The sequence below is a fragment of the Arsenicibacter rosenii genome, from assembly GCF_001870735.1.
Classification (GTDB): Bacteria; Bacteroidota; Bacteroidia; order Cytophagales; family Spirosomataceae; genus Arsenicibacter; species Arsenicibacter rosenii.
In genome coordinates, this window is sequence record NZ_MORL01000006.1 from 285,566 (window position 1) to 301,059 (window position 15,494).

Annotated in this window: 8 protein-coding genes; 7 read left to right on the plus strand and 1 reads right to left on the minus strand. The window is 54.7% G+C overall.

The genetic code is table 11. The features are described 5' to 3' along the window. Nucleotides 1–167: 167 nt before the first annotated feature. The 5 genes from BLX24_RS14140 (at nt 168) to BLX24_RS14165 (ending at nt 10,340) form a co-directional block, all read left to right on the plus strand. Nucleotides 168–1,313, plus strand: coding sequence for a four-carbon acid sugar kinase family protein (locus BLX24_RS14140; protein WP_071503797.1), 1,146 nt, complete (start codon nt 168–170; stop codon nt 1,311–1,313). Between the two features lie 15 nt (nt 1,314–1,328). Continuing rightward, on the plus strand, nt 1,329–4,283 hold the full coding sequence (locus tag BLX24_RS33395) for a sodium:solute symporter family transporter (protein WP_218160694.1): 2,955 nt from the start codon (nt 1,329–1,331) through the stop codon (nt 4,281–4,283). A 199-nt stretch (nt 4,284–4,482) separates the two neighbouring features. Next, a complete protein-coding gene (locus tag BLX24_RS14155; protein WP_071503798.1) occupies nt 4,483–5,370 on the plus strand; it encodes a sugar phosphate isomerase/epimerase family protein in 888 nt (295 codons plus the stop codon). Nucleotides 5,371–5,394: 24 nt separating this feature from the next. Further along, nucleotides 5,395–7,560 (plus strand): alpha-L-rhamnosidase-related protein, encoded by a 2,166-nt coding sequence (locus BLX24_RS14160; RefSeq protein ID WP_071503799.1) that lies wholly within the window; start codon nt 5,395–5,397, stop codon nt 7,558–7,560. 26 nt (nt 7,561–7,586) lie between these two features. After that, nucleotides 7,587–10,340, plus strand: coding sequence for a family 78 glycoside hydrolase catalytic domain (locus BLX24_RS14165; protein ID WP_071503800.1), 2,754 nt, complete (start codon nt 7,587–7,589; stop codon nt 10,338–10,340). 151 nt (nt 10,341–10,491) lie between these two features. On the opposite strand, the gene BLX24_RS14170 is transcribed toward BLX24_RS14165, so the two are convergent. Next, nucleotides 10,492–11,454, minus strand: a complete 963-nt coding sequence (locus tag BLX24_RS14170; protein ID WP_071503801.1) for a phytanoyl-CoA dioxygenase family protein — start codon at nt 11,452–11,454, stop codon at nt 10,492–10,494. 419 nt (nt 11,455–11,873) lie between these two features. On the opposite strand from BLX24_RS14170, the gene BLX24_RS14175 reads away from it, so the two are divergent. Next, nucleotides 11,874–12,974, plus strand: coding sequence for a glycoside hydrolase family protein (locus BLX24_RS14175; protein ID WP_071503802.1), 1,101 nt, complete (start codon nt 11,874–11,876; stop codon nt 12,972–12,974). Between the two features lie 12 nt (nt 12,975–12,986). Further along, a complete protein-coding gene (locus tag BLX24_RS14180) occupies nt 12,987–15,440 on the plus strand; it encodes a glycoside hydrolase family 2 TIM barrel-domain containing protein (RefSeq protein WP_229201801.1) in 2,454 nt (817 codons plus the stop codon). Nucleotides 15,441–15,494 lie beyond the last annotated feature (54 nt).

Here is a 15,494-nt window from a genome sequence, read left to right on the forward strand (position 1 = left end):
AGAATGAAAGAGCGAAAGAGTAAGTGGGAAGGTAATATTTGCCGTTATGAACAAAATAACGCTATGCAACATTAGCCTCTTGTAATGGGTGCCTGAAATCGCTTTAGCACTAATTGCTGCATAGCAGTCGCTCTTTCACTCTATCGCTCTTTCACTCTTTAAAAAATATGATTGCTGTAATTGCTGATGACTTAACCGGTGCCGCCGAGCTGGCGGGTATTGGAATGACATACGGCCTGCGGGTCGAACTGGCGATGACTGCCAATCCGGCGTCGACCGCTGATTTACTGGTGGTGTCGACTGATGCAAGGTCGGTGGCCGAACCGGAAGCCGTGGCGCAGATGACCGCGGCAACACAAGCCATAAAGGCCCTGAAGCCGTCCCTGCTCTATAAAAAAATGGATTCCGTGATGCGGGGCCATGTGCTGGCGGAGGTGTTTGCCCAGATGGAGGTTACGGGCAGGCCGAACGCTTTGCTGGTTTCTGCCAATCCGGCACTCGGGCGAACGCTGACGGATGGGATTTACTACATCAACGGCGTCCCGATTGCCGAAACACATTTTGCGCAGGACCCCGAATTCCCGGTCTGGCACGCCCATGTGCTGACCCGCCTGCGGGCCGACCGTACGAAGGTATTTGTCCGCCCAACCGGTAGTCTTCTGCCGGAGCGGGGCATTGCCATCGGTGAAGCGGCGTCGGTGAGCGATCTGGCCGTGTGGGCACAGGCCGTCGGGCCGGAGGTGTTTCTGGGCGGGGCCGCCGGTTTTTTTACCGCCCTGCTCGAAGCCCATGGCTTACGGAAACCGGCCGGGCCGGAACCGTCCTATTCGCCCAAAACGGCTTTGTTTGTGTGTGGGACGGCCTTTGGCAAGAGTGTCGCGCTGGTGAAAGAAGCTGCTGACAAAGGATATGTTGTAAGCTATATGCCTGTTCCCCTGATGCGGGCCGGCACGTATACCGAGGCCGGTCTGAAGGTGTGGACATCGCTGGTGGCAGCGAATCTGTTGTTACAGGAGCCGGTGATTATGGCCATCCGGCCAAACGAAACAGAAACGTTTGACGCCCTGCATCTCCGCCAATGTATGGCGCTGGCCGTAGCGCAGGTGCTCGATAAAGCGCCGGTGCCGGAGCTGATCATCGAAGGCGGCTCAACGGCGTCGGCAATTCTCCGGCAGCTGGGCATTCAGCGGCTGGCTCCGGTGCAGGAGCTGGGGCCGGGTGTGATCCGGATGCAGGCCATTGAGCGGCCGGCCCTGCACATTACTATGAAGCCGGGCAGCTATGCATGGCCCGAAACCCTTTGGACTTTTTGATTTGTTTCTGAACGCATGCCAACCCAGACCCTGAGCGTAATTGATTACCTGATCATCGGCATTGTGCTGCTGATTAACCTGTTTTTCGGCTTACGGTATGCCCGTAACCAGCAAACGACCGAGAACTACTTTGCTGCCAAAGGCCGCGTGCCGGCGTGGGCGATCGGGATGTCCTTGCTGGCGACCCTGATCAGCAGTGTCACGTTTCTGGGCTACCCCAGCGAGGGCTATTCCAACAACTGGATTTTGCTGGTGCAGGGCCTGATGGTGCCCGTTGTCCTGCTCGGCACGATCTGGTTTATTGTTCCGCTCTACCGGAAAGTCATCGGCCTCAGTACCTACGAATATTTTGAGAAGCGGTTCGGTACCGTAGCGCGTTATTACAGTTCCATTGCCTTTGTGCTCCGGCAGTTTTCGGGCATGGGTACCGTCTTTTTCCTGCTGGCGGTGGCGCTGAGCCGCATGACCGGTGCCGATACGTTCTACGTCATTGTCGTTGTCGGACTCATTATCATTGCGGTTAATCTGCTGGGGGGGATCGAAGCCGTAATCTGGCTGGACGTGTTTCAGGGTTTTATGCTGTTTGCCAGCGGTATCCTGTGCGTTGCCGTACTGATTTTTTCGGTAGACGGCGGATTGCCTGAAATTCTGGAGGTGGCTTCGGCAAACGGCAGGGCAGGGTTCGGGCCCTACGACATGGATTTTACGCAGCTGACGTTCGTGGTCATGGTCATCAACGGGGCGTTTTATGCCATTCAGAAATACGGTACCGACCAGACGGTGGTGCAGCGGTATCTGACGGCAAAGACCGATAAAGCCGCCATCCGTGCGTCGATTCTCGGTATCTCGCTGACGGTGCCGGTCTGGAGCCTGTTTATGTTTATCGGTACGGCGCTGTTTGTCTATTATCGCCAGCATCCGTTGCCGGAAGCCATGCGCCCCGATGCCGTATTTCCGTACTTCATCATGACCCATTTCCCGAAAGGGGTAATCGGATTTATTCTGGCGGCCATGATCTCGGCGGCCATTTGTAGTCTCAGCGCCGACCTGAACTCGCTGGCGGCCGTAGGCCTCGAAGATTTTTACAAAAAACTACGTCCCAACGCACCCGACAAGACCTATCTGACGGTCAGTAAGCTGATTGTGGTCGTATCGGGTTTGATTGCCATCGGCATCGGGGCCATTTACCTGAACGCAGGCAATGAAGGCGTGCTGGGCATTGTCTTTACGCTGTACGCCATTTTCTCGGGCGGTATCGTCGGTATTTTTCTGCTGGGCATTTTCAGCCCGCGCGCCAACTGGCAGGGGGTTAACATTGCCATTCTGGTCTGCATCCTGTTTACGTCCTATGCTTTTCTGACCTCTACTGAAATCGGGTACGGAGAAGATAAGAAGCTGCTCCTCGACCTGGGACCTTACAATTTCTCACACCATAAACTGATGTTAGGCGTGTACAGCCACCTGGTCGTTGTGGGCGTCGGGTATCTGGCCAGCCTGTTTTTCCCGAAACCAGATCTTGACGAGAACCTGCTGTATCGGGGCTGGCGGAACGGAAAAAAAGCCGGGGCGGCGCAGGCGGCTTCAACCCGCGTGAAGACGCTCGTGGTGCTGCTGCTGATGACCGGCGCAGGCCTGTCGGTCACGGCGCAGACGGCCGACGATGCGTTCCGGCAGCCGCTGAAGGCCGTGATTGCGCAGCTGGAAAAGCGGTATGCCATCAAAATCCGCTACCCCGAAGAGCTGGTGAAAGACCGGTACGTGACCTACGCGGGCTGGCGGTTCCGGCCCGACGTCGATAAAACCCTGCTGGCGGTCTTTGCCTCGCAGGACATTACCGTTACTAAAGAAGGCGACGGAAAATATAAACTTCAGGCTTACCAATACCATCTCAAAACGCCTGAAGAAGGCAAACTGCAACTTGACTACCTTGCCTCCCTCTACAGTGACCGGGCAGGTTGGGAGGTCCGAAAAGCAGCGTTGAAAACCTGTCTGCGGGCGTCGCTGAAGCTGGATCAGATGCCTGCCAAACCAAACAGCCGGCCCATTATCACCAATAAGCGGCAGTATGCAGGCTATACCGTTGAAAATGTGGCGATTGAAACGATACCGGGCGTGTATGTGTGCGGATCGTTGTACAAGCCGCTGAATACCAGTCGGCCGATGCCGGTGGTGCTAAGCCCGGATGGCCATTTCGGCGACGGCCGCTACCGGTCCGATTGTCAGTATCGCTGCGCGACGCTGGCGCGGATGGGGGCCATGGCGTTCAGCTATGACCTCTTTGCCTGGGGCGAATCGGCCCTGCAGTTTCAAGGCGAAGACCATCGCCGGAGCCTGGCCCAGACGATGCAGATCCTGAACGGCATGCGGATTCTGGACTGGTTGCTGACGCAGCAGAACGCCGATCCGAAGCGGGTAGCCATCAGCGGTGCCTCGGGCGGTGGTAGTCAGACGATGCTTATGACGGCCCTCGACGACCGGATTGCGGTAAGTGTGCCGGTGGCCATGCTGTCGTCGTACCACAGCGGCGGGTGCCCGTGTGAGAGCGGGATGGGTGTACACCTGTGTGAGGGCGGCACCAACAACGTGGAGATTGCGGCCATGGCAGCTCCGCGCCCGCAGCTGGTCATCAGCGACGGCAAAGACTGGACGCAGCATGTGCCCGACACCGAACTGCCTTTTCTGCAACGGACTTATGGCTTTTATGGCCAGACCAACGTACTCGAAAATGCCCATTTCCCGCAGGAGGGCCACGACTACGGGGCAAATAAGCGGGCGGCGATGTATGCCTTTCTGGCCCGTCATCTGGGCCTGAATCTGAAAGCGGTACAAAGTCCGGCAGGGAAAATCGATGAGTCGGCAGTGACCATTGAGCCGTTTCCGGCCATGTATGTCTTTGGTGCGAAGGAGGAGCAGTTGCCGGCCAACGCCATTCATTCGTTTGCTGATCTTGAAAAGCAGGTCGGGAAGTAAGGGCCCTGGCTCTGCCCTAATCGGAGCTGAGGTTTTTCGGGCCGGCACAAATTAACCCCGGGCTTCAGTCCGGGGAGTATGGCGCAAGTTTCCCGAATACAGGCCTGGCCGGTATCAGAGGGGCATGCGGTGAGTCCCCAAACTTCACTTTGGGGTTAGATGATGAAAAAACGTTGCAGAACGACATGATAACCACTATATGAACCTGACCCGTCGCGGATTTATATCCCGCAGCGCCGCCGTCGCAGCGGCCCTGTTGCTGAACCACACGGAGCTTTGGGCCCGGAAAGCGCAGCACTATAAAATTGCCGTGGTAGATGTGATGATCCTGAAACGACAGAAACTGGGCGCCTTACCGCTGACGAAAGAAATCGGAGCCGACGGCCTGGAACTGGACATGGGCGGGCTGGGCAATCGGGAGACCTTTGACAACCAGCTGGCAAAACCTGAAATCCGGCAGCAGTTTCTGGACAAGGCCCGTGAGCTGAACCTGGCTATCTGTTCAATCGGTATGACGGGTTTTTATGCCCAGTCGTTTGCAACCCGGCCGACCTACGAGCGGATGATTCAGGATTGCTTCGACACCATGCAGGCGATGGGCGTCAAGGTGGCGTTTCTGCCGCTGGGGGTGCAGGGCGATCTGGTGAAAAATCCGGAGCTGCGGCCGGCCATTGTCGAACGGCTGAAAGTGGTCGGGAAAATGGCGAAGAAGGCCGGCGTAATTGTCGGGATCGAAACGGCGCTGGATGCCCGTGGCGAGGTTGAGCTCCTGAACGAGATCGGCTCGAAGCACATTCAGATTTACTTCAACTTCTCGAATCCGCTGAAATCGGGCCGGGACCTGTACGACGAACTCCGGATTCTGGGCCGCAAACGGATCTGTCAGATTCATTGCACCGACGATGACGGGGTCTGGCTGCAAAACAACACCCGGCTCGATATGCCGAAGGTGAAGCAGACCCTCGACGATATGGGCTGGAGCGGCTGGCTGGTGATCGAACGCTCCCGCGACGCCAATGACCCCCGCAACGTAAAAAAGAACTTCGGCGCCAATACGGCCTATATGAAATCTGTTTTCCAACCCTGAAAGACTACCCTAAACCAACCTTATATGAAAAAATACCTTTTTACAGGCTTTATGGCCTTATACCTGCTGGCTCCGGCATTTGCCCAGAAACGGGCAACCTGGATCTGGTATCCCGGCGATTTCGAAGTTTGGCTGGGCAACAACATGCAGAACCGCCGGACCGAACGCGGCACGTTTCTGCCCCCGTTCTGGAAACTCGACAGCCACTACAACCTCATTGACTTTCACAAGGATTTCGACCTGACCGAAGCCGAAGAGGTGGCGCTTGCCGTAGAGGGTAAATACAATGTCAAAATCGACGGCAAGGCCTTTCCCGGCTATCCGAAACGGATTCGGGTGCCGGCTGGCAAGCATAAACTGAGCCTGAAAGTGTTCTGTCAGGATCGCGTGCCGGCCATCTACGTGAAGGGTAAAAACGTGGTGTCGGACGATACGTGGCTGGTGACGTTTGAAGACAAGGAATGGATCGATGAGACCGGCAAAGCATCCGATCAGTCGGGGACGACCTGGCTGCTGGCGGGGTCCTGGAACTTCGATAATATCAATACGCCGCCGTCGGAATTCCGGCTGGCGACGAAGCCGCAACCGGCTGTGAAAACCACCCGGACGGGCAAGTCGTTTTTCCTCGATTTCGGAAAAGAAACCTTTGGCCAGATTAAACTACATGGCCTGACCGGTAAGGGCAATGTCGATATTTACTACGGAGAGTCGGCCGAAGAAGCCCGCACGACCGCAACCTGCGAGACGCTGGACCATCTGGAAATCAGTCAGCCGGCCAAACGGGACTCGGTGATGGAGCTGACCAAGGCGTTTCGTTACGTGAATGTACAGGTCGACGGCAGTGTATCCATCGACTCGGTGTCGATGTTGTACGAATACCTGCCGGTAGCTGACCGGGGCAGTTTCCGGTGCTCCGATGAAGAAATCAATAAAATTTACGACGTAGCGGCCTATACCCTGCACCTGAACACCCGCGAGTTTTTCATCGACGGCATTAAGCGCGACCGCTGGATCTGGTCGGGCGATGCCAACCAGAGCTACCTGATGAACTACTACCTGATGTTCGATTCGCCGTCGGTCACGCGGACGCTGCTGGCCTTGCGGGGCAAAGATCCGGTCACGAGCCACATCAACACCATCATGGATTACACCCTGTATTGGTTTATCGGCATTTATGACTACTACCAGCACACGGGCGACAAAGCGTTTATCAAGCAGTTTTATCCGCGGATGCAGAGCCTGATGAACTACTGCCTTGGCCGCCGGAACAAAAACGGACTGCTCGAAGGGCTGGCCGGCGACTGGGTGTTTATCGACTGGGCCGAGGGGCTGAGCAAAAAGGGCGAAGTGAGTTTTGAGCAGTTGTTGTTTGCCCGTAGCCTGGAAACAATGGCGCTGTGTGCGCAGATTGCCAACGACGCTCCGAACGCAGCGATGTACAGCAAGCTGGCCGCTGATGTGAAAGCCAAACTGTTTGCCAATTACTGGAATGAGCAGAAACAGGCGCTGGTGCATAGCCGCGTGGATGGCGTGCCGACGGAGAACGTGACCCGCTACGCCAATATGTTCGGTATTTTCTTCAATTACTTTACCGAGGCGCAGAAGCAGGGCGTGAAACAGAACGTGTTGCTAAACAATAACATCCAGAAAATCACGACACCATACATGCGTTTCTACGAACTGGAAGCGCTCTGTGCGATGGGTGAGCAGCCGTATGTACTGAACGAAATGAAAGCCTATTGGGGCGGCATGCTGAAGCTGGGTGCGACGACATTCTGGGAAGAATACAACCCCACCAAAAAAGGGGCAGAACACTATGCGATGTATGGCCGTGAGTTTGGCAAAAGCCTGTGCCATGCGTGGGGCGCCAGCCCGATTTACCTCCTCGGGAAGTATTACCTGGGGGTGAAACCAACCGCACCGGCCTATGCAACCTACCTGATTGAACCGAAATTAGGCGGTTTACAGTGGATGGAGGGCAAAGTCCCGACACCCGATGGGGAAGTAACACTGGCGTGCAGCACCAAAGAAATAGCCGTGACCGGTACCAATGCCGGTACGGGAACGCTGCGGTTCAGCAGCAAAACCAGGCCCGTCTGCCGGCAGGGCGAGGTGCGGGCCACCGGCAACGGACAGTACGAACTGACGGTCGAAAAGGGTAAGCATTACGTAGTGTCGTATCAGTTGTAAGCTCAGTCTGACAAAAAGAGAAACAAATGGGTAACCGGTTTTTCCTGCTGATTGCGGGTTTGTTCAGCGTGTTGACGGCGGTGGCGCAGCCGGTGCAGGTTAGTGGGTTGCGGTGCGAATACCGGAGCAATCCGGCGGGCGTGCAGACGCTGAAGCCCTCGTTGAGCTGGCAACTCAGGAGCGATAGCCGTAATGTGATGCAGACGGCATACCGGATTCTGGTCGCCGATTCGCCGGAAGCCTTACAGGCCGGTAAAGGTACTTGCTGGGACTCGGGCAGGCAACTGTCAGATGCATCGATTCAGGTGCCGTATGACGGGAAACCCCTCGCTGCCACCCAAACGTATTACTGGAAAGTAAAGGTTTGGGATAACCGGCAGCATGAGTCGGCGTGGAGTGCGGTGAGCAGTTGGCAAATGGGTCTGCTGCAGCCGTCGGACTGGAAACAGGCGCGCTGGATTGCGTACGAAAAACTGGCTGACTCGCTGGTCAATCCGTTGCCGACCGACGGCAAAAAAGACATCGTAACGGGCGGAAATGTGCTGCCACTATTCCGTAAAACGGTGACGGTTAGCAAACCGGTCCGGCAGGCGACCCTGTTCATGGCTGGTTTAGGCCATTTCGACCTGCACCTGAACGGCCGCAAAGTGGGCGATCACTTCATGGATGCGGGCTGGACCAAATATGACAAAGAAGCGCAGTACGTTGCCTTTGACCTGACGCGTCAGCTGAAAGCGGGGGAAAATGTGCTGGGGGCCATGCTGGGCAACGGCTTTTATTACGTGCCGCCGGTCAAGGGCCGCTACCGGAAGCTGAAAGTAATGTTCGGTTATCCGAAAATGATCTGCCGGCTGGCCATCACGTATCAGGATGGCACGACAGCCGATGTGGTGAGCGATGGCTCCTGGAAAACGGCCCCGTCGCCTATTACGTTTTCCAGCATTTACGGTGGTGAAGATTATGACGCTAACCTGGAACAGGCTGGCTGGGATCAGGCCGGTTTTTCCGGAACAGGCTGGCGGCCGGTGCTGCTGACCGATGGCCCGCCGTCGCTCATCGCCCAGAGTCAGGAGCCGCTGACGGTGGCCGAAACGTTTGAGCCGAAAGGTAGTCAGATACTGCCTTCGGGTGATCGGGTGATTGATTTCGGGCAGAATGCGTCGGGCATCGTTGAGGTATCGGTGCGGGGGCATCGCGGCGATACGGTCCGCATCTATCCGGCCGAATTGCTCAAAGCCGATGGGTCGGTCAATCAGAAGGCAAGCGGCAGTCCGTTTATTTTTACCTACGTGCTGAAAGGCGCGGGAGTTGAGACATGGCGTCCGCAGTTTACGTACTACGGGTTCCGGTATGCGCAGGTGCATATGAGTCCCGTCAATCCGGCGAGTCATCCTGAATTGCTTGCTATCAAGAGCTTACACATCCGGAACGCCGCCGCCCGCATCGGTGATTTCTCCAGTTCCAACGACCTCTTCAACCGGACAAACACGCTGATTGATTGGGCCATTAAGAGCAACATGGTCAGTGTGTTTACCGACTGCCCGCACCGCGAAAAACTCGGCTGGCTGGAAGAACTTCACCTTGTCGGGGCGTCGGTACGCTACCAGTACGACATTGCCAGCCTGCTGAAAAAAGCCGTGCACGACATGCGCACCTCGCAGCTTCCCGACGGACTGATTCCGGAAATTGCGCCGGAATACGTCAAATTTGATTGGGGGGGCGGTATTTTCCGTGATTCACCGGAGTGGGGAAGCAGTGCCATTATTGTGCCCTGGTACCTCTATCAATGGTTCGGCGAGAAAAACGAACTGGCCGACAGCTACCCGATGATGCAGCGCTATATTGCTTACCTGAGCACGAAGGCCAATAACCACATCCTGTCGCAGGGACTGGGCGACTGGTACGATCTGGGCCCCAAACCGCCGGGCGTCTCGCAACTGACACCGATGGGCGTGACCGGCACGGCTATCTATTATTACGATCTGACTATTATGGAGCAGATTGCGGCGTTTTTGGGGAAAACGGCCGACGCACGGCGATATAAGGCACTGGCAGACGAGGTGCGCCAGGCGTTTAATAATACGTTTTTTAACAGGGAAACGAAACAATACGCAACCAACAGTCAGACGGCCAATGCCATGGCGCTGTTCATGAAACTAGTTGAGCCGCAGTACGAAGCGGCCGTTGTTGAGAATCTGGTTGCAGACATCCGGAGCCGGAACAACAGCCTGACCGCCGGCGATATCGGCTACCGCTACCTGTTGCGGGCGCTCGAAAATGCAGGCCGGTCGGACGTTATTTATGCGATGAACAACCGGTCGGATGTGCCAGGCTATGGCTATCAGCTGGCGAAAGGAGCCACCGCACTGACGGAATCGTGGCAGGCCCTGCCGACGGTGTCGAACAACCACTTTATGCTGGGCCACCTGATGGAATGGTTTTATGCCGGTCTGGTGGGTATTAAGCAGGACGAAACATCGGTCGCGTTTAAGCAGACTATGATTTATCCGCAGCCGGTGGGTGATGTGACCCGGGCACAGGCGTCTTACGAATCACCGTACGGCCGGATTCAGTGCGCCTGGCAACGCACCGGCACCACCTTTGAGATGACTGTTGTCATTCCGGCCAACACCACCGCCACGGTCTATCTGCCTGCCGACGGCAGCCGTCCGGTGCTGGAGGGTGGGAGGGCCATCAAGCCGGTCAGCCACGCCAATGGCCGCGCGCAGGTCCGGATCGGGTCGGGGACATATCGGTTCCGGACGAGAATTCTGCCATAATTTTTCTCCCCATCGAGAGCATCAATTCCCGGCAAGAAGAAAAAAATACTAATCAGACCGCCCTATGTATGGTAATTTTCTTAAATCGTTTAGTGAAAAGAAAAGCTTCATAAAGTTGTCAGTTTATACTGACTTCCGGGTGAAGCATAGTTTAGAAAGGCTTTTTCCCGATTATTTTTTTTATGACTTCCTTAGCAAGTGTGCGTAAGGTGAACTGACGGCTAACGGCATACTTGAAGTTACCGGTGTTAATTGTTTCAATCGGTTTCCCCTTGTCACTGTGCTGGACGATCTGCCTGGTTTTGATGTTCACTACGTGCCGTAGATTAAGGTTGTTGGCGAACATGTCTGACAATCGCGGGGAGTAATACATACATCCTTCAAAAAAATAGTGTGTAACCTGTGACCATCGGGTAGCTTCCGGATTTAAGATAGGGGCTCCGCCGTGAATTAAATTAGATGACCAGATCAGTACATCTCCTTTGTTGAGATGAATTTGCTGGGGAGCATAATGGCCCGAATCCATAAAGGCTTCCATAAAGTCTTCGTACTCATGGTATTCCGCATAGTCTTTCTGGGCTTCAATACCAATATTATAGTAATTGAACTCTTCGTTGCGATGCGATTTAGGGTAGTAGAAGAGAGGACCGTTATTCGCATTTGTATCTTCCATCGCCACCCACACACCACACATGAACCGTGCTGGTACACAACTGAAATGAATTGTATCTGAATGAGCCCTTTGCTGGGTGCCAAATTTAAAGTTTAACGTCTGGAATGGGATAGGCTCCCGTTCATACAAAAAGCGTAATACATCGAATATCGCATCTGCACTCGCTATGGCACGAACGCTTTCATATTTTTTCCATAAATCCTGATGTCGTGAAGGTTCCTCGCCCAACCGGTCAGGATATTCGTGCTTTATGTCTTGAATAGTCTGGTCAATGAGCTTACTGTCAATCATCCCCGGAAGCACTATATAGCCTTCATTATGAAAATCAAAGGCCATTTTCTGTTGTTGCAGATCCAGTGTTTTTTGGCTTATCAGGTTTTCAAAGAATGGTGATTCAACCCATGGTAAATTCATTCGCTGCGCGATGGCTGTCTTATTCATAAATATAGTTTTTAAACGACTTGATGTAAAATGACTGATTCAATTCCGGATAACAGGCTAATTTAAATGAACAGATGATTGTAATAAAGAATTTTCTATTGAATGCATCAGGAATTATAATTACTTAAATATATGAACAATTTTTTGTGTTTATTGGCATCCGGTCAGGCGGGGCTAAAAAAAACAATGCCTGTTTTTGGGTAGTAACTGTGACTGAGCAGACCTGTTTGTTGTAGAGGGGCCATAAGCTTCCGGAAGGATGACGCCGCTTTTCCGGAAGCCTGAATAGCTTCCCGGGAAGTTAATCGCTCCTCATAATAAGATCCTACAATCAAACGAAAAGATTGTAGACGGGCATGCGCTCATTCGGGGATAGTTTTGTATTCTGAAGGGGTTTTGTCCCTCTTCTACGGCCAGAAATGAAGCGTCTACGTGCAGGGATTATACTCGTTTATCTTACCATGCAGCGATTGGCTGCCCAGCCTGCCCCGATACCGGAGGCCGATATGCAGCGCCTGTATGGGGAAATTAAAACCCCGTACAAATACGGACTCGTGCTGACACCTCCCGATAACAGCCAGAAAATGGATTGCCCGACTGTGTTCCGCAAGGGCCGGAAGTGGTACATGACCTACATTATTTTCGGTGGCCGGGGGTATGAAACATGGCTCGCCAAAAGCAGGGACCTCCTGCACTGGGAAACGCTGGGCCGTTTGATGTCTTTTACCGATTCCACCAACTGGGATGGTAATCAGAAGGCAGGCTACAATGCCCTGATCGATACCAAATGGGGAGGCAGCTATGCCCTCCGGAAGTTTAAAGGCAGATACTGGATGTCGTACTTCGGCGGTTCGGCAAAAGGGTATGAGGCCGGTGACCTCTCCATCGGCATGGCTCACACAACCCGAGATCCGGCAACGATCCACGAATGGCAGCGGCAACCCAAACCGCTTTTTACGGCCAAAGACCCCGACACCCGCTGGTGGGAAAACCGCAAGCTGTTTAAAAGTTCGGTCATCGAAGACAAGGACCGGCTGACGGGCCACCGGTTTGTGATGTATTACAACGCCAACGGCGATTCGGCCGGAAACAACCTTAAAACGCGCTGGTTTGAACGCATCGGTATGGCCGTTTCTGACGACATGGCGACGTGGCAGCGCTTTGAGAAAGAGCCGGTTATGCAGCATCCGGTCGGTATTACGGGCGATGCGGTGTTGCAGAAAATAGGTGATACGTGGGTGATGTTTTATTTCGGCGCCTTCTGGCAGGGCCGCAAAGACGGCTTCGACCGGTTTGCTGCCTCAAAAGACCTGATTCACTGGACCGACTGGACAGGTGAGGACCTCATGAAGCCTTCCGAACCGTATGACAACCTCTATGCCCACAAACCGTATGTTTTGAAACACAAGGGTGTCGTCTATCACTTCTATTGCGCCGTCAACAAAAAGGAGCAACGCGGCATTGCCGTGGCCACTTCGGTTGACATGGGCAAAAGCACCAAAACGTTTGTCGCAAAGTAAGCAATCTCCGGTATGACCCGCCTGAACCCTACACAACCACTGACATACTATTGCCGGTTAATGACTCTGATCGGGCTGTTGTTCAGTATATTACTGCCGGCAATGGCGCAGCAACCGCCCCGGCTGGTGACTGACTTCACCAACGACTGGCGGTTTGCCTCAGGCGATTATCCGGCAGCCAAAGACAAGGCATTTTCAGATGCCGGCTGGCGGACACTGAATCTGCCGCACGACTGGAGCATTGAAGGCCAGTTCAGCGAGCATCACCTGACCACTACCCAGGGCGGGGCTTTACCGACCGGTATTGGCTGGTACCGCAAGACGTTTACGCTGCCCGCTACAGCTACCGGTAAGCGGGTATACGTTGAATTCGACGGCATTTACCGGCACAGCGAGGTGTGGATCAATGGGCATTCGCTCGGAACGCGCGCCAGTGGCTACAGCTCGTTCCGCTACGACGTAACGCCATACCTGACTTCCGGTCCGCAGGTGCTGGCGGTTCGGGTCGACAACTCGGCGCAACCCAATACGCGCTGGTATTCCGGCTCGGGTATCTACCGGAACGTACGGCTGGTGCTGACGTCGGACGTAGCCATCGACCAGTGGGGGACATTTGTGAGCACGCCGGTGGTGTCGGAGAAAAAAGCCACGGTAAAATTGCAGCTGACCTTACGTAAAACCAGCGCCGCGCCGGAGCGGGTGTCGGTCCGGACGCGTTTGCTGAACCCGCAGGGAAAACTTGTGGCCGAACAGGAACAGAAAAACAATTTGCTGAAAGACAGCGTCACAGCCCTGCCGGTACCCGTTCAGCTGATCGTAGCAAGTCCGCTGCTGTGGTCGGTAGAACAGCCGGATCTGTACGCGCTGGTCACGGAGTTGTATACCGAACGGGGGCTTGTGGATCGGGATACGACGCAGTTCGGCATCCGGACCTTCCGGTTTGATGCTGCAACGGGCTTTTCGCTCAATGGCAAACCGACCAAAATTCACGGGGTCTGCCTGCACCATGACCTTGGCGCGTTGGGAGCTGCCGTGAATGTACGGGCCATGCAGCGGCAACTCGAACTGCTGAAGAACATGGGCTGTAATGCCATCCGTACGGCACACAACCTGCCTGCACCGGAGTTCCTGGACCTCTGCGACCGGATGGGCTTTCTGGTGATGGACGAGGCATTTGACATGTGGAAAAAAAAGAAGTCGAAGCGTGATTATGGCCTCGACTGGGATCAGTGGCACAGGATTGACCTCGAAACGATGGTGAAACGCGACCGGAACCATCCGTCCATTATTCTCTGGAGCATTGGTAATGAGATTCGGGAGCAGTTCGATTCGACCGGGATTACGATAGCCCGCGAGCTGGCCGGTATCGTAAAGGCGCTGGACCCAACCCGCCCCGTAACCTCGGCCCTGACGGAAAACGTGCCCGGAAAAAACTTTATTTACCAGTCGGGGGCACTGGATGTACTGGGTTTCAACTATAAGCATACGGCCTACCCTGACTTCCCGAAACTGTTCCCCAATATACCCGTACTGGCCTCAGAAACAGGCTCGTCGTTACAGACGCGGGGCCATTACGACATGCCGTCTGACTCGGTCCGGATGTGGGGCAAACCCAAAGGTGACTTTACGGAAGGTAACCCCGACTGGACTGCCTCGGCTTACGACAACGAGGCGGCTTACTGGGGCTCTACCCACGAACAGACGTGGAAAGTGGTAAAAAAATACCCGCACATCGCGGGGCTGTTTGTCTGGACGGGTTTCGATTACCTCGGCGAGCCGCATCCGTATCCGTGGCCGGCGCGGAGTTCCTATTTCGGCATTCTGGACCTGGCGGGTTTTCCGAAAGATGTGTATTACCTCTACCAAAGTGAATGGACCAACCAACCGGTACTGCACGTGTTTCCGCACTGGAACTGGACCAAAGGCAAACCTGTCGATGTGTGGGCCTATTATAATCAGGCTGATGAGGTGGAGCTTTACCTGAACGAAAAATCGGTGGGTGTGCGCCGCAAAACCGGGGACGATCTGCACGTGATGTGGCGGGTACCGTTTGAGGCCGGTACGCTGAAAGCCGTATCACGGAAAAACGGACAGGTGGTGCAGATACGCGAAATCCGGACGGCCGGAAAGGCGGCTAAAATCGAGCTGCTTGCCGACCGTACCGCCATTTCTGCCGATGGCAAAGACCTGGCCTACATCACCGTCCGCGTGTTGGATGAAGCCGGAAATCTGGTGCCCGATGCGACCCATCTGATCAATTTTGATCTGGCGGGCCCTGCCACCATAGCTGGTGTCGACAATGGCTATCAGGCCAGCCTTGAGCCCTTTAAAGCCAGTTACCGGCGGGCCTATAACGGCCTGTGTCTGGCCATTGTGCAAGCTACTGAAACGTCGGGTACTGTTCGGCTACGGGCTGTTTCCGAAGGCTTACAAAGCGCTGAAATCATAATTGAGACTAAAAAATGAGTTCATTGCCTCGTTTACCACATAGCCACATAAGAGAAAAGGTAAGCTAAACAA